Genomic DNA, 25,994 nt, shown 5'->3' with positions numbered 1-25,994 from the left:
GGAGTCATCAATCGAGAATAACCTGACTCGTGATTGTGATCTCGCTTTTATTGCTATGTTGTGAACGATTTTATAGAACAACTTTATGGGTTAACTTTATGGACCATAATGGCTTATGGTTCATTGCTCAACTGTAGGTAGTCAATAACATTGTTATTCTCATAGTTGTTGAGGATATAGAAGTAGTTTTGGTACTCAAAAAGGGTATCGTTAGATCTATTTCGATCCCCTTCCACAACTCCTTCAAGGAAGAAGACCTCTTTACGATCATTGACGACCCAAACTAATGTCTCTTTGATGTTTTGATATTGGAAATCTTTGTAGTAATCCGCAGTGTAATTATCAAAATTATCTAAAATAGCCCGAAGACGTGCTTCCTCATTTCGAGCAGCTTCATAACGTTGATATTCGTTACGGGGTAAAATATCGGAGAGGTCAGGGCGATTAGCAAGAAGATTTTTTCGCTCTTGCTTCAATTGAGCGATCCCTTCTGTTAGGAGGTTGGATACCAACTCATAGCGAGCGACTAAAAGATCTTTGATCTGTGATTGCAATTCAGCCTCAATCTTGGGGAGATTTGCCTTGATAACATCAAAATCTGCTTCTTGAAGATAGATGTCAGAGAGCGGTGCACCATGAAACCTTGTGTCATTCGTTAAATAGAGCGGCAAGATGAGGTTATTTGAAAGTGATGATGGAAGATCGCTGCGAATCAGGTTATGACGAAAATTTTCAACTCTTGAGCTACGGATACTCTTCCACATTGAGAGGTTATTTTGGTAATCCAAAGGATATTTAAAATCGTTAGGATTAGGGGGTGGAAGATCCTCTCTAAATTGTTGGAATTTCTCGATCAAGGACTCTAGCATAGAGATATGGTATTCGATTCCTGATAAGCCATCGATAGCATAGCTATTGAAGCCTAGATCCGTTGGAGATACGAGCGGGTTTTCATTAAGAATTCTCAATTGCTCTTCTGCGGCGAGGGTAACTTCATCAATCTTTTTAATTTTTGCATCAAAGCGCTGTTCAGCACTATTTTGTAGATTACCGGCAATATTTTTTGCGGCTGTTAACTCCTCTTGAAGAGAGCGTTTAAGCGAGGAGAGTAGTGCATCTCTGCGTGCCTTAAATTCTTTAGAAGTATCGATAAACTGACATTCATACACAACAAGATCTCGACTAAGATTGTCTGTTGCGCTACTCCAATCTGTTGTTTGACAAATTTTGCGATTATCGAGAATCTTTCCGACTTGGATTGTTCTCTCATCATCCATAAAGGAATTTTTTACTGTTTCAATTCTAGCGCTATCTTCACCACAACCGGCGATAATAAGTGGAAGCGCAAGTAACCATACTTTTTTCATAAATAGCTCTCTACTTAATAGATTCGTTTTAAAGGGGTTATACTCTTTTGTTGCGATATTTAGCTCACAATAGAGATTTCGGACAGAGATATTAGCGATACGGATCATCAACTTAAAAAGTGATCAACTCGTTGCCATTATCTGTCTCAAGTTCAAGTATTTTAGGCTCTGGGCAATTTTTAAAGAGAAGATAGCTTGGTTCCCCTGCTTTGATAATAAGGGGGAAATTGGGCTTTGTGCCGTAGAGATCCTTAAGCGGTTGAGGGAGATAATCATGCCCTACAACAGCCCCTTTTTCTGTTCTAAAGAGGGGACAATTTCCCTGATTGAGCGAGATACCTTGGATTGTTACTGGACTATGAGGCGCTGTGAGAAGAATCATCGTTATTGAGCTATTAAGAGTCTCTCTGCTAACACGATACTCTGCTGCGAGCTGTGTGGAGTTGGGTGCTAACAATGCCGAGGAATCTAAGTGGTTAGTCGCTCTTTTTTGCTCCGCCACTGTAGGGTTGACTGTATCGATAGCAGTTTCGATATCATGACTATTCTGATCTCGCATTGCCCGGCAATCAGTAAGATTTTTGCTAATCTCTCTATTTTGTGGGTTAAATCCCCCTAAGTATTCTCCATTCCAAAAGAGCTCAAAGAAGCTCGCTTGAGAGAGCGCTTGTGTCATTTGATTCCATTCTCGAGCGCCTTTATCACTAAAGGTCTCCTCTGGAACGGAGTAGGATCGCCCATCAATGGCAAGTTCAATCGGCGCTAGTACGCCATCATCATCGTAGGCAGGGACTTGATTCCCTTGAAAGTAGATAGTAACGCCATGATCATAATCCTCGCCGGCCCCTACATTACAACTAATAAATAGCTCGGCACCGTCATTATTTTCTAAACTATATTCAAGATAACCTTGTCCAAACCCACTGTTCCAGGTGAAAGGTGTAGCATAAGCAGCTGTCGCAATAGAACCTACTGCACAGAGCATCATCGCGGCTTTTCTCATAAGCTCTCCTAAAGTATCGCTTCAATCAATATTTTTAAATTATTTTCACATTATAAACCGACGATATTTTAAGTGTTTCTAAATTATCCTACTTTTTGACTTATCGATCGATATAGTCATTATTTTCTAAAATGTTTTATGTGAAACATTTTGTTTTGGGCGACATTACGCCATTATCCCTATCTATATAGGAAAAGAGGATTGTATGGGAAGAATTGCTGATACTTGTAATACACTACCGACTTCTTGGAAGTGGGCGAATTTAGAAGAGGATCTTCCTGCAGATTATGATTTTGAATTTGTGCGTAGAACTCTTGGTAGAGTAAAGATGTCAGGTGAGTTATGGAGGGGCAATATGAATCAAAAAGTCGCTTTGAGATATGTTGTAATTCAATTTATGCCCTACATTGAAACAGGCGAGTTTGCCAATATTGGTATAGTTGCATTGAGCCCTAAGATAGGTTTTTTTGATTATAGGATAGCTAGAAAGTATCGTCGAATTACCCAGTTTTTTCCTAAGCTACAGGGACGAGAGTATAGAGCTGGGGTCAGTTTTTTTAGCTGAAAAAATAGGAGATGATGAATTTAATACAAATTTCTCTTTGGTTCAAAGAGATGAAGAGAAAAGATTGAATAAAATTATTAAGCCTATCTATTTAGGACAGAATGAACCTAGTAAAATTTATGAGAAATCAGATAGTTGGTTGATTAGAGTTGATAGATTACGGAGCTTTGGGCATTTAAGTAAAGAGACAAAGATACTGTTTACATATGAAGGACCAGAGGCGGCAACAAGTTATCAAGAAAAGGCTTTAAGTCGAGTATTAAAGGAGATTCAATGCCAAAAAGTCGAGGTTCTAGAGCATAGAGATATAAATGGTATTCGTCAGTTCTCTGAGGGCTAATCTAGCTGTTAGAATCGATTTTAGAGACAAATATCCAGAAAAGTTAAGTTATAATGATCTGGCATATAAATTATGCAGGAGATAGATAACTAGTTGATCTTAAATGGGGATGAAAGTAGAGATATTTACGCCAAAATTCCCGCCAAACCGAATTCTAGATAGCAAAAAGCCCGCTAAATAGCGGGCTTTGAGACTTTGTAATGGTGCCGTAAACTTACCCTAAAAAGACACAAGCCAAAACTAGAGATTTCTGTCATCATTATTTTAGATAGAGGAAATCATGAAACGATCAAAATTCACAGAAACACAAATTGTAAACATTTTAAAATTAGCAGAAAAAGGCGTTAAAGTGACCGATATCTGCCGAGAGCACGGCATTAGTAGTGCTACGTACTATTCAATGGAAAAGTAAATATGGAGGCTTAGAAGCCTCGGATTTGAAGCGATTACGGGAAATTGAAGCTGAAAATGCCAAGCTCAAAAAAATGTATGCTGAATTAGCTTTAGAAAATGCAGCAATTAAGGATTTATTGGGAAAGCTGTAACGCCGGAACGACGCAGAGAAGCGACTCAACACTTGGTATATCAAGGATTACTTTCGATAGCTAAGGCTTGTCGATTGACAGGTCTCTCTCGTCGCAGTTGGTACCGGCCTGATCCGAAACAAAACCGTCTAAAACGTGATCAGCCTATAGTGGATGCGCTTAATACAATTATTCAAGATTCCACACGGTCTCGTTGGGGGTTTTGGAAGTGTTTTCACCGATTAAGACTCGATGGCAATTTATGGAACTTTAAACGCGTGTGGCGTATTTACTGTGCAATGAATTTAAATCAAAAGAGACGTACTAAAAAACGGTTACCAGAGCGTCATCCTGCACCTTTAGCAGTACCTGCAAAGGCTAATTATAGTTGGTCGTTCGATTTTATGAGTGATGCACTCTATAGCGGTACCCGCTTTAGAGTTTTGAATATTATTGATGAAGATACACGAGAAGCTTTAGATATTGTCGTTGATACCTCACTACCGGTCACTAGAGTTGTGAGAGTTTTAGAGCAACTTAAAGAAGAAAGAGGTGTTCCTAGAATGATTCGTGTCGATAATGGCAGTGAAATGACGTCTTCAGCTTTTACAAAATGGTGTGAAAATAATCACGTTAGGATCTGTTATATTGAACCAGGAAAGCCAAATCAAAATGCTTATATCGAGCGTTTTAATCGCAGTTATCGAACGGAAGTATTAAACCCCCATTTATTCTCCTCACTAGCGCAGGTGCGAGAACTTAGTCGGGCTTGGATGTTAAGTTATAACGAAGAAAGACCTCATGAGTCACTGGGAAATTTACCTCCCAGTGAATTTAAAAAACAATTAACCGAAAAAGTCTCTAGTTATGAACTGTGCGCTTGACGGTAAGCTTACGATTGGGCTAACTCAAAGCAGATCACTCTAATTTATACTCAGCCGGGGAAACCTACACAAAATGCTTATATCGAACGATTTAACCGCACCGTAAGAGAGGGATTACTATCGAATTATCTGTTTGAAACAATCAATGAGGCACAAATTTACTCCACTAAATGGCTATGGAGTTATAATAACGAAAGACCTCATTCAGCCATTGGATCTGTACCACCGTGCCAACTTTAATAAACCAAGAAAAATCTTCTACTTTTAAATAGTCTTAAAAAGGGGAGGATTACAATAGCACTTAATAGTTATTGTTGCAAATAGGTGTAACAAATAAGTAACAAGCATGTAACGCATTCATCAAAAATAGAAGCTTTGCAACAAAGTTACAGCTTTGTTACATAAAAGTTACACATAGATAACTCTGGATAAATCAGTTAAATCAATTAGTTTGAGTGATTTTTATTTTTTGTTACGCTTATTACATGTTTTTGTAGTCAAGTTAAGATTTAATCTTGTGATAGATTTTAAAAGAATTTTTTATGATACGATTCATCTATCAATTTTTTGATATCTATAGTTCTTTTAGATATTAAGTGAACCTGTCTATTTCGCTTATTTATATCGTGTAATTGTATATTCTCTATATCATCAGTTATATCTTTAAAAAGATCACTAATTAAGGAATTATAATTTTTATCTATAGGCAGTCTTTTCTTTAATAGTTCCATCCAACGTTCGGTTTCAGCTAATAATAAATGTATTTCATTCTGAAAGGATATTGCTTCTAACTTTTTTGAATTATCATATGGAGTCCAAAATTTTTGAGAGCTAGTTTCTATTTCTTTTAATGTATCTGAAAGATTTTTGACTATAGACCATGTTTCTGACCTTCTTTGTAGGACTCTTGAGTTTTTATAAATAAAAATCCAACCTATAAGAGCGGTAATAATGGCCATTAATCCAGTGTCTACGAATAATGTTTTAATTACTCCCATTATTTCATTTATTCCTTTTTGGCTTCATCAATATATTGTGAAATGCTATTTTTTAGAAAATTTAATTCTGTAAAAATTTTTATTTTTTCCTTTATAGTCTGTTTATCAATGCCATTTGTTCTATAAAGGCCAGCAAAAGCTTCATCTAGAAAAGAAGAGCCATATCCCATTGCACCATCCAGATAAACATGAATTTCATCATATTTATTAAAATCTTTTAAAAGAAACTCCTCCCTAAAACGCTCTCCATTATCAACCCCATCTCTCATATAACGACCATATGGCATATCTGAAAACTCTTTGGCAACATATATTTTTTTTATTTTCATTCTTGGCCTCTTAAATTAATGTTCCATTGAATTAAAGTACCACCTATAGAGTATGGAAGGTCTGTAGTTTCTACTTGTCCAGAATTGGTATGATACGAGTATCTACCCATTCCGCTAAAAATATGTAGTTCTCCTTTTGGATTATCCTCTACATATCTTTTTATATCAGTTAATCCTTTTCCGTGTTTATCGCTTTGCATACGAGTTTCACCATATTTAATCGCTGCACTTATTTTATCTGAATCAGTTTCAGGATTAAACATTTGTTGAATGAGACTAAAGAAATTTCTTCGAACTAGTGTTATTGGGATACCTTCACCCATGTCATAAATTATCAAAAACAATTGATCTTCGACTTTATGTGCTAATATCCACCATCTTTTCCCTATCTCTGTGATAAATTCTAAAAACAATTTATCATTAGAATATGCATGTAATCCCACATTACTAATTGATTCTGTCAAGGCAGCGTAAAGGTTGTTATTTTCCTCTGGTGATATCCTGCCATCATAAATGGTATCTCTAATAAAAATCAGTATATTTCTTATTTTAGATTTTACAAGCGCTGCTTCATCTGAATCTGGCGGTAATCCAGCAACAGCTGATACTATTTCCATAGAATTTGATATCTCAGGATTACAATTATTATGTCTCGTTAATTTCCATAAGCCACATACCTTGAACCAATTATTAAGTCGTGAAGTTTTACATCTTGTAAGAGCGATAACTTTTTTGTTTTTTGTGAGCTTTTGAAAAAAGTCAATATGAGCATATAAAACAGTGAGAGCACAAATTTTAATTGATTTAGTCTCTAAGAAATCAATTAAAATTTGTTCGCCATTATAAACATGATCTCGAATTATTGTAATAAACTCAATAAAACTAGCATATTCATTTTGAGTAAATAAGTTGAGTGTTTCTGGAGCAATAACTTTAATTCGTGACGACACACGTATGATATGGTGCTTTCTTTTTCTTTTTCTTTTTCGAAAGCTTCGGAATTGCATTTTTTTAGCTCTAATTAACTGGTATGTAATGGTTTTTTGAGAAAGTAGTTTCATGAGTTTCTATATTTATTTTTAATATGAACATATATATGTTTAGCACTTATAAATTAAGAGTGCGACTAGTCTTTCTATTAAATCACCTATCAGGAGATTTAATAGAAAGAATGTAGAAAGATGTCAAATATTGAATGCATAATGCATTGTGACAAGATTTGTGACAAATAAATAAACAGATAGCAGAAAGCCCGCTATTTAGCGGGCTGTTCGTTTTAATAATGGTGCCTAGGGCCGGAATCGAACCGGCACGACCGTATAAGGGTCGGCAGATTTTAAGTCTGCTGCGTCTACCAATTTCGCCACCCAGGCATTAGGTGTAACTCAGTAGAAGACAAATGATACAGGGTAAATTTCTAAAAAGCAACAGCTGATTAAAAATGATCCATTTGTTGGTGGATTATCCTGCTAAATTGAAAACATGGTAGGATAGATGATCTACTGAAAAGGTCTATTGATTAAGGGTTATAGAGTATAAGGGTTTTGATAGATGGGTCAACTATTTAATTTTGAAAAGATTGTAAATTTTAGAAGTTTTGCCGGATTGAAGACTGCAGATAACGCAACGATCAAAGATGGACGGATCTATCGCAGTGCATTGCTCGATTTTGCAACCCCTCATGATATGGATCTACTCCAGTCGCTAGCCCCTGATGTTGTGGTTGATTTTCGACTCGAGGGAGAGAAGCAGGGTGAGGGAATTAAGATGATTCTCGATTCTATCGATTATCAGGCGAAGCCGATCGATGTTGGTAACTTCTTCAGTCCTGATCAGATCTCTGCGTTGAGTGAGCTAAAATCGGAAGATATTGGGCGACTTTTTGAAAAGATGTACCGGGAGTTTCCAACCTGCGGTGCGGTGCAGTTTAAGACGGTTTTTGAGGCGATATTGGCTAATGAGAAAGTTGTTTATCACTGTAGTGCCGGTAAAGATCGTACTGGGGTGATGAGCTATCTGATTCTCTCTGTATTAGGCGTTCCTTATGATGACATTATGGAAAACTATTTAGAATCTAATCGCTATGCGGAGGCGCTCCATCAGCTCTTTAGAGAGAACCGCCGAAAAGCAGGGCAGCATCTGACAATTAGTGAGGAATTAGAAGCGCTCTTTAAGAAGATTCGCTATGTCGTTCCTGAATATCTCGATGTCTTAGATAAGACATTAGTGGAGAATTATGGGGGTGCAGTCCCTTATGTTGAAAAGGTTTTGAAAGTTGATACCGAGCAGCTGAAAAAAACACTCTTAAAGTAGCAGTGATGACAAAGCGCCAAGAACAAAAGAGCGATCTATTGATCGCTCTTTTTATTGGTTTTATCAGTTTTTATCGACTTTTAATAGCTCTTTTCTGATCATTTCTCTCGATATTCTCTTCTATTGTAATGCCCAATAGAGCAGGGCGGTTAATGGAATTAAGAGAATCACCGCATAGAGAAGCCTCTGTGCTACAGAATTGAGAAAGAGGCTTTTAGGTTGTTTATGCATAATTAAAAGAGTAGGTAAAAGGTTAAGGCAATAATAATTATCATCAATGCAATGCCAACGAGAGGGCGATCTGCTTTGATCGATTCTGGATTTGGGGTATGAGCTGCAGATCGATCGCGTGTACCGGTAATCATAGTACGGATAAGATTTTGGCGTTTGACAATTAGGTAAGCAAAGACTGCGGTGATATGAAGACCAATAAACCATAAGAGAATCGCGCGACCATTGCTATGGATGGCGATCATATTACTTCTCATATCGCTATCTGCCAGTTTTGCTAAAGGAGCATTGGCAAACATATAGGTATTATCTTCTAAGAAGAGACCTGTTACGACTTGGATGAGGAGTAGAAGGATCAAGGCAACAACCATCAATGCCCCTAAAGGATTGTGCCCTTCAGTTGGCGTCACTGATTTTTTAAGGTATTGCACAATATGGAACGGGCCGCGAATGAAGTTGCTAAAGCGAGCCGTTGTTGCGCCAATAATACCCCAAATAAGGCGAAATATGAGCAGAGCAAGAATTAGAGTGCCGGCATATTGATGAATTGCCATTGCAGAATAACTGCCTAAAAAGCTTAAATCATAATAATCTGAAAAGTTATATGATGTGTAGACGCACACTAATACCGCCAGCGCTAATATCCAGTGAAAGAGGCGCGTGGGTAGATCCCATACTTTTATCATCTATTCTCTCCTTATCAATTGAGGTATTGCTGATACTGCAATCATAACACTTATTCGGTGTGCTTGATTATCTTGCTTTATTGCTCTAGGTTCAGGGTTGCTCTTAGTTTGTTGGGCGGAATCTAATCTCAAAACCCTCTTTGGCTAGATATTTTCGCACAACAGGATCCTCTGGCATGGGGACTTTATCGGCACTTAAGATCGCCACAAAGACGCTATTATCAAACTCCTCATTTCCGCTCGATTTTGTCACAACCGGAGTGCCAATAATGGTGCCATCCTCTTTAACTTTAAATTGGATGGTTGTTGTTAGCCCATAACTACCTGGAGGTGTGATCCATAGGGCATAGAGATAGGAGTGAACCTTAGCAAAGTAATCATTATTGAGCGCAGCTGCAATTCGGGTTGCTTCTTCAGCGGCTTTTGCTTCTGCCGCTTTGCGTTCAGCTGCGGCTTTCTCTTCAGTTGCGCGTTTCTCAGCAGCCGCTTTTTCTTTAGCTAAACGTTCCTTTTCAGCGCGCTCTTTTTCCGCTTTCTCTTTCGCTAGACGCTCTTTTTCTGCCGCCTCTTTTGCTGCTTTCTCTTTAGCCGCCTTCTCAGCAGCTTCTTTTGCGCGCTTCTCTTCTGCTAATCTTTTCTCTTTAGCTGCCTTTTCAGCCGCTGCTTTTTTCTCGGCCGCTATTTTTTCTGCTTTTGCCCGTTCTTCCGCAGCCTTTTTCTCTGCAATTGCTCGCTCTTTTTCCGCTTTTTCTCGAGCGACTCGCTCCGCTTCTGCCTTTTGTGCTGCTTGCTTTTCAGCTTCAATCCGCTCTCTTTCGGCTCTCTCTTTAGCGGCTTTCTCTTCAGCGGCTTTTTGAGCAGCTCGTTTTTCCGCTTCGATCCGTTGTCTTTCAGCCTCTTCTCGAGCACGTCTCTCCGCTTCGAGACGCTCCTTCTCAAGTCGCTGTGCTTCGGCAATTCGATTCATCTCTTCGATCACTTCTTCGGTATCGATTCTCTCAGATTTGGCAATACGATTCTCATCACTCACTTTAAGGGAAGGATCATCGATACTTGCCATCTGAATCTTCTGAAATGAAGAGAATGAGAAGTAGCCAACAATAGCGATGACGAGCGCAGTTAAGAGTGCACTACTGAGATTGATAATTCTATCTTGTGTTTCGCGATTCATAATGATCTACTCTTCCTAAGCACAATGGTGGGCTACTCTGTTGGAGCGGTCATAAGTTGGACATTTTTCTGGGTGACGCCCTGAAGGAGCCCCATAGCATCAATGATACGACCGTAAGGGGCATTTTTATCCCCTTTAACTAATGCTTGTATATTATTGTTCTCTGCAAAAATATTGCGAGCTAAAACCTCAATCTCCCCTTCTGGAAGAGCAATATTGGGATTATCCGCAAGATTGAAGAAGAATGATCCCGTTGCATCGACAGAGATCACCATCATCTCCTCCCCTTCAACAGCAACTGCTTGGCTCGACTCCATCTGTGGGGGATCAACATCAATTCCAACGGAGATAGTTGTTGCCGTGACCATAAAGATAGTGAGTAGAACAAACATAACATCGACATAGGGGACAATATTCATGTCTGAAGAGAGTTTGTTGATCCGTTTACGTCGTCTCATAACGATATATCCCTTAGAAATTATTCTGCAGATTATGAATAGTGTTGCGGTGCTGCTTTTTGTGACATTTGAACATATTGTCGCGCTAAGATATTGGCAAACTCATCAATAAAACTGTCGTAACGAGTCATAAGGTTATTGATATCATTACTAAATTTGTTGTAAGCCATTACTGCCGGTATTGCTGCGAGTAGACCGATTGCCGTTGCCACTAAAGCTTCGGAAATTCCCGGCGCTACCTGTGCGAGGGTTACCTGTTTGACCGTTCCTAATGCGGCAAAGGAGTTCATAACGCCGATTACTGTCCCTAATAGACCAATATAGGGAGCAACAGAGCCGATTGTAGCCAGCCACGAGAGGAATTTTTGAATAATCGTCTCCTCTCTTTGGGTCTCGGCAAACATCGCATTTTTGACACTCGATACAATAAAATCGGGAGAGTAGTTGGCATAACCTCGAAGACGAGTAAACTCCTGGAATCCTGAAAGAAAGACCTTCTCTAGATCCCGGCAGTTTTTCCCTCTCTTGATGGCATCAGATGCAAGTTGATTAATATCGGCGCCTGACCAAAAGATCCGCTCAAATTGATTTACACGATGCTTTGCTAATTTGATAGAGATATATTTTTTCCATATTAAGAAGATGGCGATAATGAGCATTATGGCCAGAATCAACATAATAATCTTTACAGGAAAGCTTGCGCTGGCAATTAAGTGCCAAAATTGTAAATCAGAGGACATCGTAAAACTCCTGAAATTAAAAGAATTTGGGAAGGGCTTTAGGGCGTCGAGACTCAACATCAAGTGCGACAATTTCAACAACGCCTCTTGTTAAAATCTCATCATTACGCACAATTAATTGTTCAAATAGTGCTCGTGTTCTACTGCGCTTAATAATGGAGGATCTTACAATGAGATCGTCACAGAGGTAGGCCGGCTGTAGATATTCAATCTCAAGCTTGCGAACAACAAACATCTCATTGGCAGTTGCCGCATGGGTATTGAGATTAACTCCTTTAGCCATCAGCCATTCTGTTCGTGCTCGCTCCATAAAGTTAAGATAGGTCGAGTGATAGACGATTCCGCCGGCATCTGTATCTTCATAGTAGACCCGAATCGGGAGCTCAAAGGTATCGATTTTTTGTTCCATTGTGAATAGGGCCGTCTTCTCTTTTAGAATGAATTAAGGTCATAAACAGCGCCATTTTACCTGATCTTTGTCTAAATTTCGCCGTTTATCTTTATAGTAGTGAACTTATTTGTTTTCTATCTTATTGAGTATTGCTTTAAGCTCTTGAGGAAGCGGGCTTTCAAATTGGTAATTCTCTCCATCAAGGGTGAACTTAAGATGCTGGCAATGGAGAGCTAACCGGGGTGATTGCGCCTTTAATGCCGAGTTTGGGTTGTAGCGATTATCACCGAGTAATGGAAATCCGATATGCGCACTATGAACACGAATTTGGTGTGTTCGTCCAGTCTCAAGTCGTGCTTTTAAAAGAGAGATATTCCCCTCGGTTTGAAGTCGTTGAAAGTGGGTTATTGCCTCTTTTCCGTTAGGCGCGACAACCACATGGCGCTCTCCTTGCTCACGATTTTCTGTATTAAGCGGCAGGTCGATCGTGATGGTATCAGGATATTGATCAGACCAACGTCCCTCTACTAAAAGAGAGTATTCGCGCAGAATATCGGTCTCCTGTAGTGCTCTTAGGCTCTTTCCATTTTTTGCGATCATCAGTAAGCCGCTAGTTTCTCGATCGAGTCTCTGAACTAGCTCATAAAAGTCGTGTTGACCATGTTTTTTCAGGATCTCAATGATGCCATAAGGGATGTGTGAGCCGGCATGAACCGCTGTTTTTGAGGGTTTATCGATAATAAGAAAATTATCATTTTCAAAAATAATGCTCTTTTCGATTTTCTGCCAAGCTTCAATTGGAATAGAGATATCGATACTCTTTTCGATCTTAACTGGCGGGAGTCTAAGTTGATCGCCTGCTTTTAACCGAGTTGTTGGCTTTGCCCGACCTTTATTAATACGCACCTCGCCTTTGCGTATCATCTGATAGATTCGACTTTTAGGGAGTTGCTTAAAATGGGTTAAAAGGAAGTTGTCTAAGCGCTGTGTCTCCTGGTGTTCTGTAATGGTGACCATTGTTGCCGGGATAAATTCAAAAGCGTTATTGTCTGACATAGTGAGCCTTCTACCGAGGTGAGTAATTAAAATAAAATAGCTTCCTAGAAGGAAGCTATTCATTGTTACATATTCATTGTTACATATTTATTATGAGGCTTATTGTTAGATTTACTGTTAATTATTTTAACGCGATCTACTCTTTATCGAGGGCAAGTAGATCATCCTCTTTCTCATCATCATCGAGTGATCCTGCAAGCGGGGCGCTGGTATTGAGGAAATGCTCACGCACTTTCTGCTCAATCTCTTTAGCGGTTGCTTCATTTTCACGAAGATATTGCTTAGAGTTCTCTTTACCTTGTCCAAGGCGAGTATCTCCATAGCTATACCATGCGCCAGCTTTATCAACGATTCCTGCATCAACACCAAGATCGATCACTTCGCCTAGTGTATCAATGCCGGCGCCATACATGATCTCAAATTTCGCTTCTCTGAAAGGAGGTGAGACCTTATTCTTAACAACGCGTACGCGAGTGTCGGCTCCGATTACCTCATCACCCTTTTTCACCGCTCCTGTTCTGCGAATATCAAGGCGAACGGAAGAGTAGAATTTAAGTGCGTTTCCACCGGTTGTTGTTTCAGGGTTACCAAACATCACGCCGATCTTCATACGGATCTGGTTAATAAAGATCACAAGTGTATTTGATTTTTGAATATTAGCTGTCAATTTTCTTAAAGCTTGGCTCATAAGGCGTGCTTGAAGTCCCATATGAGAATCTCCCATCTCGCCTTCAATCTCTGCTTTAGGGGTGAGCGCTGCAACAGAGTCAACAACAACAATATCAATTGCGCCGGAACGCACTAATGTGTCGGTGATTTCGAGCGCTTGCTCGCCATTATCAGGCTGAGAGATATAGAGGTTCTCAACATCGACTCCAAGTTTTGCCGCATAGGTTGGATCGAGGGCATGTTCAGCATCGATAAAGGCAGCGGTACCTCCCGCTTTTTGCGCTTCAGCGATAACATGTAACGTTAATGTGGTTTTACCAGAGGATTCTGGACCATAAATTTCAACGATACGGCCTCTTGGCAAGCCACCAATGCCTAATGCAATATCAAGACCGATTGAACCGGTAGAGACAGGGATAATATTGGTTGGAGTTTGCTGATCTCCTAGGCGCATAACTGAGCCTTTCCCAAATTGACGGTCAATCTGCCCTAAGGCAGCTTGGAGGGCTTTGCGTTTGTTTTCATCCATTTTATAAAGTCCTTATCTACGGGAGGGCTATAATATTACATTTAAGTACTCATTATGCCACAAAAATCATTGCAAAAATTACATTTAAGTGCTTTTAATCTAGCTTTTTCAATTCACTTTTTTTAAATAACTCAGCTTAAACAACACAGCTTAAATATCTCATTTTAACTATTTTATCTAACTTAATCGTATCTAGCTTTCTACTTAGACGCACTTACTTTAGTCTCTCTCAATCGTATCTTAGTTTATTGTTGAGTGGCGATAATCTTTTCAATAGCGCGACTTGTTGAGTAACCATCAACAAAATCGATCAATTCTACTCGACCTCCATTGTTGATGACGGCATCTGCACCGGCGATCTCTTCAATTGTATAATCACTACCTTTGACGAGCACATCGGGAAGAATCTCACGTATTAACGATTCAGGCGTATCTTCATCAAAGAGGGTCACCCAGGCAACAGAGGAGAGAGACGCGAGTACTGTTGCGCGACTCTTTTCATCCATAATAGGGCGTAACTCCCCTTTTAGCCGTTTGACAGAAGCATCTGAATTGAGTGCAACAATAAGGTGGTGTCCCAACTTGCTTGCCTCTTCTAGATACTTCACATGTCCACGATGGAGAAGATCAAAACAACCATTAGTCATAACGATGGTCTCATTGTTCATCTTAGCGCGTTTGACTTCATGTAGAAGTGCTTCTTTTGAGAGAACAAGATTGTGTGGGCGATCTGAGTGACCTAGCTCATAGTCGAGCTCCTCTTGTGTCACATAGGAGGCGCCCATTTTACCAACGACTATCGATGCTGCGATATTGGCAATCTTGCATGCTTGGGGCAGCGGTGTTCCTTTTGCAATCTGTGTGGCGATCATCGCGATAACAGTATCGCCGGCTCCGGTAACATCAAAGACATCTTGGGCTTTGGCTGAAAATGTGACCGGATCTTTATCGCGTTCAAAGAGTGTCATCCCCTTCTCACTGCGAGTGATTAGGAGAGCATCTAGATCGAGTTCGATGCGAAGCTTCTCTGCTTTAGCAAAGAGTTCAGCTTCATCACGACATTTGCCGGCAACGATCTCAAATTCACTGGTATTAGGCGTTAGAAGTGATGCACCTCGATATTTTGAGAAATCATCCCCTTTGGGATCGATAATAACAAATTTTCCTTGAGCTCTTGCATGCTGGATCAGCGCTTGAGGGTCAGAGAGAAAGCCTTTGTTGTAATCGGAAAGAACAATAAGGTCATTCTCATCGATCGTGGCTTTGAGGGATTGGGTAATCTTCTCTATTAATGTTGTTGTCAGCTCAGGTGCTTCTTCAAAATCGCAGCGAACGATATGTTGTTGCCGGCTAATGATGCGTAGCTTTTTGATGGTAGGGAAGCTCGGCTCAGCTACAAACTCTGTTGCGATCTGGTTCTGTTCACAGAGCTGTTGTAGCTCTTGTGCATTGCTATCGATACCGACTAAGCCGGCGAGGGTTACAGGGCACTCCATCTTACTGATATTAAGTGCGACATTAGCAGCACCTCCTAAACGATTCTCAGTATGATTAATATTGACGACGGGAACCGGTGACTCAGGGGAGATTCGATTTGTTGAGCCGATCCAGTAGCTATCGATCATAATGTCGCCAAAAACAGCAATTTTACCAATGGAGTCTTTCATATTGACCTCAAGTAACAGGTGGTACAAAGGGGCTTAAAATTTAGGGATAATAGGAAAATGAGAAAATTAGGAGAATATAGAATCCTAAGGTGTAATCATCATCAGGCATCGATTAGCGTGTGATCGCTTCTAAGCCTTTATGAAATAGTCTCCGGAAGTTGTCACTTGTAATCTTAGCAACCTCCTCAATAGAGACCCCTTTTACCTCCGCAATCGTTTTTGCCACAAAGGGAACAAGCCCTGGGTGGTTCGGTTTTCCGCGATAGGGGACTGGAGTGAGGTAGGGGGAGTCGGTCTCAATTAAGAGGCGATCGAGCGGCGCTTTGGCCACAACTTCCCGTAACTCAGCTGCATTGCGAAAGGTGATAATTCCGCTAAAGGAGAGATAGAAGCCTAAATCTAATCCCTTCTTTGCCATCTCCCAATTCTCTGTAAAGCAGTGAAAGATGCCACCAACATCGCGCGCCTCTTCATGGGTTAAGATATTGATAGTATCTTGCCGAGCATCGCGTGTATGGATAATCAGTGGTTTTTGTGTCTCTTTTGCAATATCGATCTGTGTGATAAAGGCGGACTGTTGTGCAAGTTTATGTTCGACCGAATAGTGGTAGTCGAGTCCAGTCTCCCCAATAGCGATGACTTTAGGGTTCTCTAACATCGGTCTAAAATTCTCCATCGAAGGAGCGATCTTTGCCGGGATTGCGCCGGGATGAACGCCCACTGATAGAGAGATCTCATCATAAGGTGCAACCAATTGTGCCATCGCCTCCCAGCGCTCTAGATCGACACTAACACAGAGCATCTGTGAAACTTTCTGCGCTTTAATGGCGGCGATCAGCTTTTGAAAATCATTGTCATAGGGGGAGAGATCCACCATATCGAGATGACAGTGTGAATCGATAAAGTGAGTAGTATCTGCGATATTTAACATTTCTATCTTCTATTGATGATTGTTGATTATGGCTGTTGATTGAGGGCTATGCATCATGAACGCGTTGTTGCTTCATGCATTCTTAAAAGTGCATTGATTCTTGTCTGGAGAAGATGGTGCTCCTTCTCAATAGCTACGCCGATGCCTTGATGATCGGTGATGTGATGAATCGTCTCTGCCGTTTTAGCAGTGATTAGTGCAACGCGGCCTTCTGTTTTAATGGGGGTCGGATCCCCATCAGGAAGCGTGATCTCTAAGATGATGAGATCATTGAGCTGGAAGGGGAAATCAGTATTGAAGAAGAACCCACCATTTTTAAGAAAGGGGAGATAATATTGGGGAACTTGGCTCGCATTTGCGAATTTCGCTTCAATCTTTTTAGGGTTACTCATAGGGTCAATGATCTCTCTATCTGCAACTTTTGCAATCTTTTTAGAAACATTTTAGAAACACTTTAGAAGCAGATCCGGAATAAGATAAGAACAATATTAATACTCCTTCTCTGACTCCCTCTCTGCGCTAACACTTTGATCCCTTATTATTGCATGAAGTAGCAGGAGATTCGAGATCGAGCGAATAAAGAGTCTCTTTTTTTTACAAAGCGATGGAAAATGATGGCAGAAGAGGTGGCAAAATCGATTTTGCGGTATGATAGAGCCCTTGCAGAATAATCGATTGTTGATCAAACTTTGGCAGCTACAAAGTCGCTTTTAAGCTCCTCTTCTGAGTGAGATCAGTATGATCATAATTCCGTAATTTCGAGGTAAAAGAATTTAAGGATCTAGATGAGAGCATTAGAGATTTCTAACTTAACGGTGAGTTATAAAGCGCATCCTGTTGTGCATCACCTGACGGCACAGTTCCCATTAGGGCAGAGTTGCGCCATTGTCGGGCCTAATGGTGCGGGGAAAAGTACATTACTAAAAGCAATTATGGGGTTAGTGCCCTATTCTGAAGGGGTGATTACTCGCAGTGAGGCTTTAAAGGTGAGTTATCTTTCACAAATCTCTCATATTCGGCGAGATCTTCCTTTAACGCTCTTTGAATTAGTGAGTGCTGGTGCGCTTAATCAAGTCGGATTATTTCGTCGGCTCTCATCCTCTATTCATCAACGGGTCTTTGAGGCGCTTGAGTTTGTGGGGTTAGAAAATTTTGGAGAGCGGAGTATCGATTCACTTTCAGGCGGGCAATTTCAGAAAGCTCTCTTTGCGCGGATTGTAGTGGAGGGGGCCGATTTAATCCTTCTTGATGAGCCTTTTAACGCAATGGATGCTCGCACAACGCAGGAGCTCTGTCTTCTTATCGAACGCTGGGAGGCGAGCGGAAAAACGGTTATTGCAGTACTTCATGATCTTCACTTAGCGAAACAGCACTTTACAAATACCCTTCTTTTGGCGCGTGAAAAGATCGCATTTGGGCCGAGTAAGGTTGTATTGACGGAAGCGAATCTTCTTAAAGCAGAGTCTGTCTCTCTCGGTTGGGAGAGTGATTCTTGGTGTGAGGTGTAACTGATGATCGATCTTTTAAACTCAATTTTTATCGATCCTTTTTTGGATCTCCCCTTTCTACGAAGAGCGCTTGCGGCATCGCTGATGATTGCGGTTTCTTCAGGTTTGGTGGGCGTCTTCCTACTTCTAAATAGAATGAGCCTAGTCGGGGATGCGCTCAGTCATGGCGTTTTGCCTGGGATTGCGATCGCGTTTCTCTTTTTTGGTTTTAATATCTATGCAATGAGTATTGGTGGGGTCGTTGCGGGGTTACTTATTGCTATTATCGCTTCGATTATCTCTAACTATACCAATTTAAAGGAGGATGCGAGTTTTGCGGCACTCTATCTTCTCTCGTTGGCGATCGGTGTTGTCTTAATTATGGAGATCGGCTCTCAAGCGGATCTTCTGCATATCCTCTTTGGCTCTGTTTTGGCAGTTGATGCTTCGTCACTCTACCTTGTATGGGGCGTGCTTTTGACAACCCTTCTTTTGCTCTCTGTTATCTATCGGGCGCTTTTGCTCTATATTATCGACCCTCTCTACCTTAAGCTAAAGAGCAGTGGTGGCCTCTTCTATTATGCGCTCTTCCTCTTTTTAGTAGTTCTCAACCTTGTGGCTTCTTTTCAGGTTTTAGGGACATTGATGACGGTTGGAATGATGATGATTCCGGCGATCTCTGCTCGTTTATGGAGTAATCGTATGGAAGTAGTTCTTCTAATCGCCATTACACTTGGGGCAATAGGGGCTTATCTCGGGTTAGTTGCCTCAGTTCATTATGATATTGCATCAGGGCCGATGATTATTATTGTATTAGCTTCATTCTATCTGATCTCCTTGCTGTTTGGCCTAGAGGGGGGTATTTTAAGGCGTAAAGGGATGCGGCGTCACCGGAAAGCATAGAAATATTATAAATCGTTGTGAAATATCATAAAATAGATATATAGCGTCAAAAAATATCAAAAAAATATCAACAAACATCAAGAATCTTCAAAACATTAAGAGTGCTATATTATTAAAGCGATATATATACATATATGTGTGTATTAAGCAATATAGAATCATAGAATCAAAAATATAGAATTAAGTATTTTTAATTAAGCATTTTTAAGAATTTATTAGAACAAGGGATAGATCGTGATTACAGTAACTTACTTTGGGAATTTAAAAGATCTTTTACAGCTGACTGAAGAACAAATTTCTTGGGAGGGTGGTGATACCGAAGTATTGTTGACACAACTGCGAGATCGGGGAGCTCTCTGGGCGGAAGCTTTAGCGCCGGAAAATATCTTTCGTATCGTTGTTAATGAAGAGATGACCTTTGAACCCACGGTATTAAATGTGGGTGATCGCGTTGCGCTTTTGCCCCCCGTTACAGGAGGTTAATAATATGGTTATCTCAGTTAGTGTTCAGCGTGAGGCATTTGATCTTGACCAAGAGAGTGCTGATTTAATTGCAAAATCAGGAGATGCCGGTGCGCTGGTACTTTTCCAGGGAATGGTGCGCGAGTTTGACCAAAAGGTACCGCTTGAGAAGATGGTTCTTGAGCATTTTCCCGGCGTTACAGAGCGGGAGATTATACGAATTATTGAGATCGCCCAAAGTCACTGGGATATTGCCGGATGCCGCGTTGTCCACCGTATAGGTGAGCTCTTCTCTGATGATCCTATTGTTCTGCTTATTGTGACTGCAAAGCATCGCCTAGATGCCTTTTTAGCTGCTGAATTTATTATGGATTATCTAAAAACGGAAGCCCCTTTCTGGAAAAAGGAGCATCTAGTGAATGGAGAAGCATATTGGGTTGAGGCAAAAAAGAGTGACCAAGCGATCTTATCGCGCTGGCAGGAGTTAGCGAAGTGGCGCAAAAAGTCGTAGGATTGATTCTCGCCGGCGGGGAAGGGCGACGAATGGGCTATCAGAATAAAGGGCTTCTTCCACTACAGGGACGACGTTTAGTTGAGCATGTTGTGGCGCGAATTGCCCCGCAAGTAGATCAACTCTATCTCTCAGCTAATCGAGATTTAACCTGTTATGAGTCGCTGGGATTGCCAATTATTACTGATGAGCCTCAATGGGAAGGAATGGGCCCGTTAGCCGGCATCGCCTCGCTATTACCCTATTTAGAGGCGAATCAACAGGTGCAGATTGTCAGTTGTGATGGTCCTTTGATTCCTGTTGATTTAGTTGAAAAGTTGGCGAAGGCATTAGCTCGCTTGCAACGGGAAGATGCAATGATTAAAGCGGTCTATCCTGTGACTGATCAGCGAGAGCACTATATCTATCTTCAGGCGCTTGCAAAGGATCTCGAGGTGGTGCTGCCGCTGTTAGAGAAAGGTGATTTAAGAATTCGAGCGCTGCTAAAGAAGTTATCTGCAGCGCCTATCTATTTTGATGAAGAGCGCGCGTTTATCAATTGTAATAGACCGCAGGATCTAGAGGCATTAGAGAGGAATTGTGATGAAAAATTATGATGTTGCATTAAGAGAGTTATTAGCGGGAATGAAGTTAGATCGAGCGGTTCACCGTGTAACACTTGCGGAAGCATATGGACGCAAATTAGCGCAAGATGTTGTGGCAAATTATGATACGCCACAATTTGATAATAGCGCGATGGATGGCTACGCTCTTTGTGATTTTTCTGGTGGGCGGAGTGAGTTTAAGATCGTTGAGCGAATTATGGCAGGTGATGATGTTCATTTCTCACTTCAAGAGGGGGAAGCAGCAAGAATCTTCACCGGCGCAAAAACGCCCGGAAATACTACAACAGTGGTGATGCAGGAGTTGACGAAAGTTGAAGGTGATCAGCTCTATCTCACAGAGGATTGCCCGAAAGGACAAAATATTCGTTATTGTGGTGAAGAGATTAAGAAAGGAGAGATCCTTTTTCATGCTGGGCATGTGCTCGACCCTGCGGCGATTGCACTATTAGCCTCGCAAGGGGTTTGGGAGATTGAGGTTTATCAGGACCTGCGCGTGACGATCTTTTCCACAGGTAATGAGTTAAAAGAGCCGTGGGAGAATATCACCGGCAGTGAAATCTATGATGCTAATCGCTATCAGTTACTTGCGTGGGTTTCATCGCTTGCTAAAGCGAAAGATGGGGGCATCTTAAAAGATGAGTATGCTTCGGTATTGGCGGCTTTATCATCGGCAGCAAAAGAGAATGATCTCATTATCTTAAGTGGAGGTGCTTCGGTGGGTGAGGCGGACTTTGTCGCAAAGGCGATTACTGAGCTCGGCGAATTGCATATGTGGAAGTTGGCTATTAAGCCAGGCAAGCCTTTTGGATGGGGCAGAATTGGCCAATGTCATATTATTATGTTGCCGGGGAATCCTGTTTCCGCCTATGCAACCTTCTATTTGCTTGCTTATCCTGCTATTAAAGCACTGATGGGACTTTCACCACAACTGCCTCAGTTAATGGCAACAATTAATTTTGGTAGCGATCGTATTCAGCCTCGTAGAGAATTTTTGCGTGGAAATTACTACCAAGATGAGCGCGGTGAATATTTTGTCGATAGTGTTGGATTGCAAGGTTCTGCGATGTTGAGCGGTCTTAGTTATGCAAATTGCCTTATTGAGATGAAAGAGAATCAGGCAACGGCAAAAGGTAGTCGTGTTAGAATCTATCCTTTGCCTAAAGAGGTCGCGAAAGCATAAAGGTTGTGATGAATAATATTGTCAAAGATGAGGTGAGAATCGCGCTCGATCAGCTCAATTTCCCAATTGATGATTCTGCCTGCGAGAAGTTAACTCAATATCTGCAAGGAATGCTGCTCTGGAATAGAGCCTATAATTTAACGGCAATTACAGATCCAAAGGAGATGATTATCAAGCATCTTCTCGATTCACTAGTCCTCGTGCCGGAGTTACGTCAGCGTTTTCAGTCTGCTGCCTTAATCGATGTCGGCACCGGTGCCGGACTGCCAGGTATTCCCCTCTCAATTGTGTTGCCTGACTTTCAATTTACCTTGCTCGATAGCGCAACTAAGAGAACGCGCTTTATTCAGCAGATGAAGATTGAGATCGGGCTCCCTAATGTGACGGTAGTCACCTCTCGCGTGCAAGATTATCAGCCTAATGAGCGATTTGATGGGGTTCTTTCGCGTGCATTTGCAAGTGGTAATGACATGGTAAAGTGGTCACAGCACCTTCTAAAAGAGGGAGGAATGTTGATCGCAATGAAAGGGAAAGTGATTCATTCAGAGTGGGAAGATGTTACCGATTTCCCCATTCAAGAAGTTGTGGAGTTGAGAGTGCCGGGCTTAAATGAAGAGCGGCATTTGATACTTTTATCGAAATAGTTTTATCGAAAAGGTTATTTGATATAATTTGACGATTAATTTGGAAAGGTAGGAATCTCCGTTGGCAACAATTATTGCAGTAGCAAATCAGAAAGGGGGGGTTGGTAAAACAACCACCGCTGTTAACCTAGCCTCAAGCTTAACAGAGAGCAAAATGAGGCCTAATGTGCTCTTAATCGATCTCGATCCTCAAGGGAATGCCACAACAGGTATCGGGGTGAATAAGAATGAGTTAGAGAGTAGTGTCGTTGATCTGCTCTTAGGGGAAGCATCCATTGCAGATGTGATTTTAGATCTTGATAAAGCCGGCTTACGTCTAATAGGTGCAAATGCTGATTTAACGGGTGCCGAGGTGATGTTAGCGCAAGCCCAAAATGGGATCTATAAATTGAAAGAGATCTTAGCGCCGATCGGTAGTAATTTTGACTATATCGTCTTAGATTGCGCGCCATCTCTTAATATGTTGACGCTCAATGCGCTTACAGCTGCAACCGATATCGTGATTCCTGTTCAATGTGAATATTATGCATTAGAGGGAATATCGGCATTGATGGATACGATCTCAACGGTTAAAGAAGCAACAAACCCAGATCTTAATATTATGGGGGTTTTAAGAACAATGTTTGATGGGCGTAATACCTTATCTGTCCAAGTTTCAGAAAACTTAGCCGCTCACTTCGGCGATAAGATGTTTGAATCGATTGTTCCAAGAAATGTCCGTTTGGCTGAGGCGCCGGGATATGGTGTGCCGATTACAGTTTATGATGCGAAATCTAAGGGTGCAATGGCATATACAGAGCTTGCGCGAGAAGTGATTTCAAGAAGTAAGAAGAGGTAGCTGTGAAGAAACGAGGATTAGGTCGTGGCTTAGAGATGCTCTTAAGTCAAACAGGTGCAGAGATTGCAACGGATAATGTAAAAGTGGAGCAAGAGGGGATTAAAGAGTTACCGATAGAGCGCTTAGTGCCCGGTAAGTATCAGCCCCGTCGCCACTTTGATCAAGAGGCATTAGAAGCATTAGCCTCCTCCATTAAAGCGCAGGGAATTATTCAGCCTATTGTTGTTCGTGAGGTTGAAGGGCAGAAGCAGGTAGAGATCCTTGCCGGTGAGAGACGATGGCGCGCGTCCCAACTTGCGGGGCTGAAGAGCGTCCCTGTGATCTTTAAACCGATGAGTGATCAGGAAGCGCTTGCGGTTGCGTTAATTGAGAATATTCAAAGAGAGAATCTCAATCCGGTGGAGACTGCAATGGCATTGAAGCGTCTTATTGATGAATTCTCCTTAACGCATCAAGAGGCGGGTGAAGTCATTGGTAAATCGCGCTCTTCTATCACAAACTCATTGCGTCTTTTAGAGCTAGATGCTGCTGTTCAAGCGTTATTGGCAGAGCAAAAGTTAGATATGGGGCATGCACGAGCACTCTTAGCACTTCCTAAAAGTGAGCAGGGCCGTGTGGCATTGCAGGTGATCAAAGAGCAGTTAACAGTGCGAGCAACAGAGCAACTTGTTAAAAAATTATTAGCGCCAGAGAGCGATGAAGAGAGCTCTGTAAAGCGTGTTGAAAAAGATCGAGATGTTCTCAATCTTGAGCGATCTTTGAGTGAGTTTTTAGGAGCTCAAACAGAGATTAAACAGAAAAACCGAGGAAGGGGTGAGGTCGTTATTCGTTACAACTCACTAGAAGAACTTGATGGGATTTTAGGGAAAATTAAACAGTAGATTAAAGGGTAGTGGTAATAGCGCTGCTAAGCTGCTACAAAATCGCTACGAATAATTTGACCTAGACCCTCTTGCCGACTATAATCTTGGCATGAATTTAAAGGCGATGATCTGATGATTCCTAAAATTGTGATTGCACAACTCGCTGTTTTAATCCTAACAGCTACAGCAGCTTGGATTTTATATGATGGTGTAACAGCGGTATCCTTGTTTGCAGCGGGTATTTCAATGTTAATACCCAATCTGTTTATGGCGGCGAATATGTTTATGGTGCGATTCCATAAGGTCTTTTTCTGGATTGGCGTCTTTTTCAATAAAATTATCATCTTAATGCTCTTCTTAGTGAGTATTCTGCTGATCAAGGACCCGAATCTATTCGCGTTCCTAATTGGAATTATAGTCGTATCGCAAGTTCCCCTTGGATATGTGTTAATATCTTCTATTAGAAGAGATAAAGTAATTGTATAGAGAGAACTATGGCTAGTGAATTAACAAATGCATCGTATATTGGACACCATCTCGTTAACCTTAACCAAAGAGGGACGCCGCAAGAAGCTCATGAGTTTGTTAACTTCGGTCTCATCAACCTCGATACCGTTTTCTGGTCAATCTTGTGTGGTATTATTGTCGTTCTATTCCTTTGGGCAGCGTCGCGCAAGGCGACATCTGGAGTGCCAGGACGTTTCCAAGCTTTTGTTGAAATCTTAGTAGAGTTTGCAGAGAAACAATCGAGAACATTGGTCAATGGGCCACAAGGTTTTATTGCGCCTTTAGGTCTTACTGTGTTTCTCTGGATCGTCGTCATGAACTCTCTTGACTTCTTACCGATCGATCTTGCTCCTAAGATGATTGATGTATTAGGTCTTTCAGATTCTCTCCCATATCACAAAATTCTTCCAACTGCCGATGTGAGTGCTACGTTAGGTATGTCTATTGCTGTACTTGCAGTTGTGATCTTCTACTCTATTAAAGCGAAAGGCATGGGCTTTGTAAAAGAGCTTTTCTGTGCACCTTTCGGTATCTGGTTAGCGCCTGCTAACTTTGTGTTAAACCTCGTTGAGTTCATCTCTAAAGCCTTCTCATTAGGTATGCGACTTTTTGGTAACATGTTCGCAGGTGAGTTGATCTTTATGTTGATCGCTTTATTAGGGGCGACAGGAACATTATGGGGAATGGGTCTTCATGTATTTGCAGGTGCAGCATGGGCAATCTTCCATATCTTGATCGTTATTTTACAAGGATATATTTTCATGACTTTGACACTTGTTTATCTTGGTCAAGCGCATGAATCTCATTAAAGAATCAATCGAAAGATTGTGTTTCATAATTATTTGTTAACGTTAGTATTATCTTATTTTAAGGAGTTATATTATGGGTTTAGTAGCAATCGCTTGTGGTATCATCGTAGGTCTTGGTGCGATCGGTGCAGCATTAGGTATTTCAATGTTGGGTTCTAAATATATCGAAGCATCTGCAAGACAGCCAGAAATCATGGATTCACTTTTACCAAAAGTATTTATCCTTGTTGGTCTTATTGATGCGGCGTTCTTAATTGGTGTTGGTATTGCTGTATTCTTCGGTATGACTGTATTCGCAGGTGCGTAATTCCACTACACTTAAAGCTAAGTGGT

30 protein-coding genes, 1 tRNA gene and 2 pseudogenes are annotated in these 25,994 nt (G+C 41.1%); 17 read left to right on the top strand and 16 right to left on the bottom strand.

What is annotated here, in order from left to right; genetic code table 11:
* Positions 1-113 precede the first annotated feature (113 nt).
* Together DC077_RS06295 and DC077_RS06290 are read right to left on the bottom strand one after the other, a co-directional pair.
* Positions 114-1,367 (bottom strand): hypothetical protein, encoded by a 1,254-nt coding sequence (locus DC077_RS06295; protein WP_133243421.1) that lies wholly within the window; start codon positions 1,365-1,367, stop codon positions 114-116.
* Positions 1,368-1,479: 112 nt separating this feature from the next.
* A complete protein-coding gene (locus DC077_RS06290; RefSeq protein ID WP_109201613.1) occupies positions 1,480-2,370 on the bottom strand; it encodes a hypothetical protein in 891 nt (296 codons plus the stop codon).
* 205 nt (positions 2,371-2,575) lie between these two features.
* On the opposite strand from DC077_RS06290, the gene DC077_RS06285 reads away from it, so the two are divergent.
* From DC077_RS06285 to DC077_RS06270, 4 genes and pseudogenes are all read left to right on the top strand, one after another.
* A complete protein-coding gene (locus DC077_RS06285; RefSeq protein ID WP_109201614.1) occupies positions 2,576-2,935 on the top strand; it encodes a DUF3037 domain-containing protein in 360 nt (119 codons plus the stop codon).
* A 64-nt stretch (positions 2,936-2,999) separates the two neighbouring features.
* The gene (locus DC077_RS06280; protein WP_133243422.1) at positions 3,000-3,275 is read left to right on the top strand and encodes a hypothetical protein; all 276 of its coding nucleotides are present in this window, start codon (positions 3,000-3,002) and stop codon (positions 3,273-3,275) included.
* A 280-nt stretch (positions 3,276-3,555) separates the two neighbouring features.
* Positions 3,556-4,683 (top strand): annotated as a pseudogene (locus tag DC077_RS06275) (IS3 family transposase).
* 15 nt (positions 4,684-4,698) lie between these two features.
* Positions 4,699-4,923: pseudogene (locus DC077_RS06270) on the top strand (integrase core domain-containing protein); the annotation flags it as partial.
* 287 nt (positions 4,924-5,210) lie between these two features.
* On the opposite strand, the gene DC077_RS06265 reads toward DC077_RS06270, so the two are convergent.
* From DC077_RS06265 to DC077_RS06250, 4 genes are all read right to left on the bottom strand, one after another.
* On the bottom strand, positions 5,211-5,681 hold the full coding sequence (locus DC077_RS06265; RefSeq protein ID WP_109201616.1) for a hypothetical protein: 471 nt from the start codon (positions 5,679-5,681) through the stop codon (positions 5,211-5,213).
* An 8-nt stretch (positions 5,682-5,689) separates the two neighbouring features.
* A complete protein-coding gene (locus DC077_RS06260) occupies positions 5,690-6,010 on the bottom strand; it encodes an STAS-like domain-containing protein (protein ID WP_109201617.1) in 321 nt (106 codons plus the stop codon).
* Entirely contained in the window at positions 6,007-7,071 is a 1,065-nt protein-coding gene (locus DC077_RS06255; protein ID WP_109201618.1) for a hypothetical protein, read from the bottom strand. Before DC077_RS06255 ends, DC077_RS06260 begins: the two co-directional genes overlap by 4 nt.
* 222 nt (positions 7,072-7,293) lie before the next feature.
* Positions 7,294-7,383, bottom strand: a tRNA-Leu gene (locus DC077_RS06250).
* A 178-nt stretch (positions 7,384-7,561) separates the two neighbouring features.
* Here DC077_RS06250 and DC077_RS06245 point away from each other — a divergent pair.
* Positions 7,562-8,323, top strand: a complete 762-nt coding sequence (locus DC077_RS06245; RefSeq protein WP_109201619.1) for a tyrosine-protein phosphatase — start codon at positions 7,562-7,564, stop codon at positions 8,321-8,323.
* A gap of 233 nt (positions 8,324-8,556) precedes the next feature.
* Here the strand turns inward: DC077_RS06245 and DC077_RS06240 are convergent, their stop codons facing one another.
* The 10 genes from DC077_RS06240 to DC077_RS06195 all read right to left on the bottom strand — a co-directional run bounded on the left by DC077_RS06240 (position 8,557) and on the right by DC077_RS06195 (position 17,244).
* Entirely contained in the window at positions 8,557-9,240 is a 684-nt protein-coding gene (locus DC077_RS06240) for a cytochrome b/b6 domain-containing protein (RefSeq protein ID WP_109201620.1), read from the bottom strand.
* A gap of 103 nt (positions 9,241-9,343) precedes the next feature.
* Positions 9,344-10,411 carry a cell envelope integrity protein TolA gene (tolA, locus tag DC077_RS06235; protein WP_109201621.1) on the bottom strand — a complete coding sequence of 356 codons (1,068 nt, stop codon included), beginning with the start codon at positions 10,409-10,411 and terminating at the stop codon, positions 9,344-9,346.
* 32 nt (positions 10,412-10,443) lie between these two features.
* Positions 10,444-10,869 (bottom strand): biopolymer transporter ExbD, encoded by a 426-nt coding sequence (locus tag DC077_RS06230; protein WP_109201622.1) that lies wholly within the window; start codon positions 10,867-10,869, stop codon positions 10,444-10,446.
* A 32-nt stretch (positions 10,870-10,901) separates the two neighbouring features.
* A complete protein-coding gene (gene tolQ, locus DC077_RS06225) occupies positions 10,902-11,609 on the bottom strand; it encodes a protein TolQ (RefSeq protein WP_109201623.1) in 708 nt (235 codons plus the stop codon).
* Between the two features lie 16 nt (positions 11,610-11,625).
* Positions 11,626-12,018 (bottom strand): tol-pal system-associated acyl-CoA thioesterase, encoded by a 393-nt coding sequence (gene ybgC / locus DC077_RS06220; RefSeq protein WP_094567602.1) that lies wholly within the window; start codon positions 12,016-12,018, stop codon positions 11,626-11,628.
* Positions 12,019-12,123: 105 nt separating this feature from the next.
* Positions 12,124-13,056 carry an RluA family pseudouridine synthase gene (locus tag DC077_RS06215; RefSeq protein WP_157953500.1) on the bottom strand — a complete coding sequence of 311 codons (933 nt, stop codon included), beginning with the start codon at positions 13,054-13,056 and terminating at the stop codon, positions 12,124-12,126.
* A 136-nt stretch (positions 13,057-13,192) separates the two neighbouring features.
* Entirely contained in the window at positions 13,193-14,254 is a 1,062-nt protein-coding gene (gene recA, locus DC077_RS06210) for a recombinase RecA (protein WP_109201625.1), read from the bottom strand.
* Between the two features lie 245 nt (positions 14,255-14,499).
* Positions 14,500-15,921, bottom strand: a complete 1,422-nt coding sequence (hldE, locus tag DC077_RS06205) for a bifunctional D-glycero-beta-D-manno-heptose-7-phosphate kinase/D-glycero-beta-D-manno-heptose 1-phosphate adenylyltransferase HldE (protein WP_192874927.1) — start codon at positions 15,919-15,921, stop codon at positions 14,500-14,502.
* 112 nt (positions 15,922-16,033) lie between these two features.
* Positions 16,034-16,852: a TatD family hydrolase gene (locus tag DC077_RS06200; protein WP_109201626.1), complete on the bottom strand. Its 819-nt coding sequence runs from the start codon at positions 16,850-16,852 to the stop codon at positions 16,034-16,036.
* Positions 16,853-16,905: 53 nt separating this feature from the next.
* Positions 16,906-17,244: a PilZ domain-containing protein gene (locus DC077_RS06195; protein ID WP_109201627.1), complete on the bottom strand. Its 339-nt coding sequence runs from the start codon at positions 17,242-17,244 to the stop codon at positions 16,906-16,908.
* Positions 17,245-17,637: 393 nt separating this feature from the next.
* Here DC077_RS06195 and DC077_RS06190 point away from each other — a divergent pair, with 393 nt between their 5' ends.
* The 12 genes from DC077_RS06190 to atpE all read left to right on the top strand — a co-directional run bounded on the left by DC077_RS06190 (position 17,638) and on the right by atpE (position 25,968).
* Positions 17,638-18,360, top strand: coding sequence for a metal ABC transporter ATP-binding protein (locus DC077_RS06190; protein WP_109201628.1), 723 nt, complete (start codon positions 17,638-17,640; stop codon positions 18,358-18,360).
* Positions 18,361-18,363: 3 nt separating this feature from the next.
* A complete protein-coding gene (locus tag DC077_RS06185) occupies positions 18,364-19,242 on the top strand; it encodes a metal ABC transporter permease (RefSeq protein ID WP_109201629.1) in 879 nt (292 codons plus the stop codon).
* A gap of 234 nt (positions 19,243-19,476) precedes the next feature.
* Complete coding sequence (locus DC077_RS06180; protein WP_109201630.1) at positions 19,477-19,725, top strand: MoaD/ThiS family protein; 249 nt, start codon at positions 19,477-19,479, stop codon at positions 19,723-19,725.
* A gap of 4 nt (positions 19,726-19,729) precedes the next feature.
* Positions 19,730-20,215, top strand: a complete 486-nt coding sequence (locus DC077_RS06175) for a molybdenum cofactor biosynthesis protein MoaE (RefSeq protein WP_109201631.1) — start codon at positions 19,730-19,732, stop codon at positions 20,213-20,215.
* A complete protein-coding gene (mobA, locus tag DC077_RS06170; RefSeq protein ID WP_109217898.1) occupies positions 20,197-20,811 on the top strand; it encodes a molybdenum cofactor guanylyltransferase in 615 nt (204 codons plus the stop codon). The genes DC077_RS06175 and mobA overlap by 19 nt, the downstream gene beginning before the upstream one ends.
* Positions 20,798-22,000, top strand: coding sequence for a molybdopterin molybdotransferase MoeA (locus tag DC077_RS06165; RefSeq protein ID WP_109201633.1), 1,203 nt, complete (start codon positions 20,798-20,800; stop codon positions 21,998-22,000). Before mobA ends, DC077_RS06165 begins: the two co-directional genes overlap by 14 nt.
* 8 nt (positions 22,001-22,008) lie before the next feature.
* Positions 22,009-22,644: a 16S rRNA (guanine(527)-N(7))-methyltransferase RsmG gene (rsmG, locus tag DC077_RS06160; RefSeq protein ID WP_109201634.1), complete on the top strand. Its 636-nt coding sequence runs from the start codon at positions 22,009-22,011 to the stop codon at positions 22,642-22,644.
* A gap of 61 nt (positions 22,645-22,705) precedes the next feature.
* The gene (locus DC077_RS06155) at positions 22,706-23,482 is read left to right on the top strand and encodes a ParA family protein (protein WP_109201635.1); all 777 of its coding nucleotides are present in this window, start codon (positions 22,706-22,708) and stop codon (positions 23,480-23,482) included.
* Between the two features lie 35 nt (positions 23,483-23,517).
* Positions 23,518-24,363: a ParB/RepB/Spo0J family partition protein gene (locus tag DC077_RS06150; RefSeq protein WP_164488752.1), complete on the top strand. Its 846-nt coding sequence runs from the start codon at positions 23,518-23,520 to the stop codon at positions 24,361-24,363.
* A gap of 114 nt (positions 24,364-24,477) precedes the next feature.
* Entirely contained in the window at positions 24,478-24,831 is a 354-nt protein-coding gene (locus tag DC077_RS06145; RefSeq protein ID WP_109201637.1) for an ATP synthase subunit I, read from the top strand.
* Positions 24,832-24,839: 8 nt separating this feature from the next.
* Positions 24,840-25,661 (top strand): F0F1 ATP synthase subunit A, encoded by an 822-nt coding sequence (gene atpB, locus DC077_RS06140; protein ID WP_109201638.1) that lies wholly within the window; start codon positions 24,840-24,842, stop codon positions 25,659-25,661.
* 73 nt (positions 25,662-25,734) lie between these two features.
* A complete protein-coding gene (gene atpE, locus DC077_RS06135; protein ID WP_094567588.1) occupies positions 25,735-25,968 on the top strand; it encodes a F0F1 ATP synthase subunit C in 234 nt (77 codons plus the stop codon).
* Positions 25,969-25,994 lie beyond the last annotated feature (26 nt).

The organism is Ignatzschineria cameli, assembly GCF_003121895.1.
Lineage (GTDB): Bacteria > Pseudomonadota > Gammaproteobacteria > Cardiobacteriales > Wohlfahrtiimonadaceae > Ignatzschineria > Ignatzschineria cameli.
Note: the sequence above shows the minus strand (reverse complement) of the source record. Positions and strands in the feature narration are given on the sequence as shown.

What these genes read in the sequence shown, in the direction of transcription:
- DC077_RS06295 (WP_133243421.1), bottom strand. Translation starts at nt 1,367, where the DNA reads ATGAAAAAAGTATGGTTACTTGCGCTTCCACTTATTATCGCCGGTTGT.
- DC077_RS06290 (WP_109201613.1), bottom strand. Translation starts at nt 2,370, where the DNA reads ATGAGAAAAGCCGCGATGATGCTCTGTGCAGTAGGTTCTATTGCGACA.
- DC077_RS06285 (WP_109201614.1), top strand. Translation starts at nt 2,576, where the DNA reads ATGGGAAGAATTGCTGATACTTGTAATACACTACCGACTTCTTGGAAG.
- DC077_RS06265 (WP_109201616.1), bottom strand. Translation starts at nt 5,681, where the DNA reads ATGGGAGTAATTAAAACATTATTCGTAGACACTGGATTAATGGCCATT.
- DC077_RS06260 (WP_109201617.1), bottom strand. Translation starts at nt 6,010, where the DNA reads ATGAAAATAAAAAAAATATATGTTGCCAAAGAGTTTTCAGATATGCCA.
- DC077_RS06255 (WP_109201618.1), bottom strand. Translation starts at nt 7,071, where the DNA reads ATGAAACTACTTTCTCAAAAAACCATTACATACCAGTTAATTAGAGCT.
- DC077_RS06245 (WP_109201619.1), top strand. Translation starts at nt 7,562, where the DNA reads ATGGGTCAACTATTTAATTTTGAAAAGATTGTAAATTTTAGAAGTTTT.
- DC077_RS06240 (WP_109201620.1), bottom strand. Translation starts at nt 9,240, where the DNA reads ATGATAAAAGTATGGGATCTACCCACGCGCCTCTTTCACTGGATATTA.
- tolA (WP_109201621.1), bottom strand. Translation starts at nt 10,411, where the DNA reads ATGAATCGCGAAACACAAGATAGAATTATCAATCTCAGTAGTGCACTC.
- DC077_RS06230 (WP_109201622.1), bottom strand. Translation starts at nt 10,869, where the DNA reads ATGAGACGACGTAAACGGATCAACAAACTCTCTTCAGACATGAATATT.
- tolQ (WP_109201623.1), bottom strand. Translation starts at nt 11,609, where the DNA reads ATGTCCTCTGATTTACAATTTTGGCACTTAATTGCCAGCGCAAGCTTT.
- ybgC (WP_094567602.1), bottom strand. Translation starts at nt 12,018, where the DNA reads ATGGAACAAAAAATCGATACCTTTGAGCTCCCGATTCGGGTCTACTAT.
- DC077_RS06215 (WP_157953500.1), bottom strand. Translation starts at nt 13,056, where the DNA reads ATGTCAGACAATAACGCTTTTGAATTTATCCCGGCAACAATGGTCACC.
- recA (WP_109201625.1), bottom strand. Translation starts at nt 14,254, where the DNA reads ATGGATGAAAACAAACGCAAAGCCCTCCAAGCTGCCTTAGGGCAGATT.
- hldE (WP_192874927.1), bottom strand. Translation starts at nt 15,921, where the DNA reads ATGAAAGACTCCATTGGTAAAATTGCTGTTTTTGGCGACATTATGATC.
- DC077_RS06200 (WP_109201626.1), bottom strand. Translation starts at nt 16,852, where the DNA reads ATGTTAAATATCGCAGATACTACTCACTTTATCGATTCACACTGTCAT.
- DC077_RS06195 (WP_109201627.1), bottom strand. Translation starts at nt 17,244, where the DNA reads ATGAGTAACCCTAAAAAGATTGAAGCGAAATTCGCAAATGCGAGCCAA.
- DC077_RS06190 (WP_109201628.1), top strand. Translation starts at nt 17,638, where the DNA reads ATGAGAGCATTAGAGATTTCTAACTTAACGGTGAGTTATAAAGCGCAT.
- DC077_RS06185 (WP_109201629.1), top strand. Translation starts at nt 18,364, where the DNA reads ATGATCGATCTTTTAAACTCAATTTTTATCGATCCTTTTTTGGATCTC.
- DC077_RS06175 (WP_109201631.1), top strand. Translation starts at nt 19,730, where the DNA reads ATGGTTATCTCAGTTAGTGTTCAGCGTGAGGCATTTGATCTTGACCAA.
- DC077_RS06165 (WP_109201633.1), top strand. Translation starts at nt 20,798, where the DNA reads ATGAAAAATTATGATGTTGCATTAAGAGAGTTATTAGCGGGAATGAAG.
- rsmG (WP_109201634.1), top strand. Translation starts at nt 22,009, where the DNA reads ATGAATAATATTGTCAAAGATGAGGTGAGAATCGCGCTCGATCAGCTC.
- DC077_RS06150 (WP_164488752.1), top strand. Translation starts at nt 23,518, where the DNA reads ATGCTCTTAAGTCAAACAGGTGCAGAGATTGCAACGGATAATGTAAAA.
- DC077_RS06145 (WP_109201637.1), top strand. Translation starts at nt 24,478, where the DNA reads ATGATTCCTAAAATTGTGATTGCACAACTCGCTGTTTTAATCCTAACA.
- atpB (WP_109201638.1), top strand. Translation starts at nt 24,840, where the DNA reads ATGGCTAGTGAATTAACAAATGCATCGTATATTGGACACCATCTCGTT.
- atpE (WP_094567588.1), top strand. Translation starts at nt 25,735, where the DNA reads ATGGGTTTAGTAGCAATCGCTTGTGGTATCATCGTAGGTCTTGGTGCG.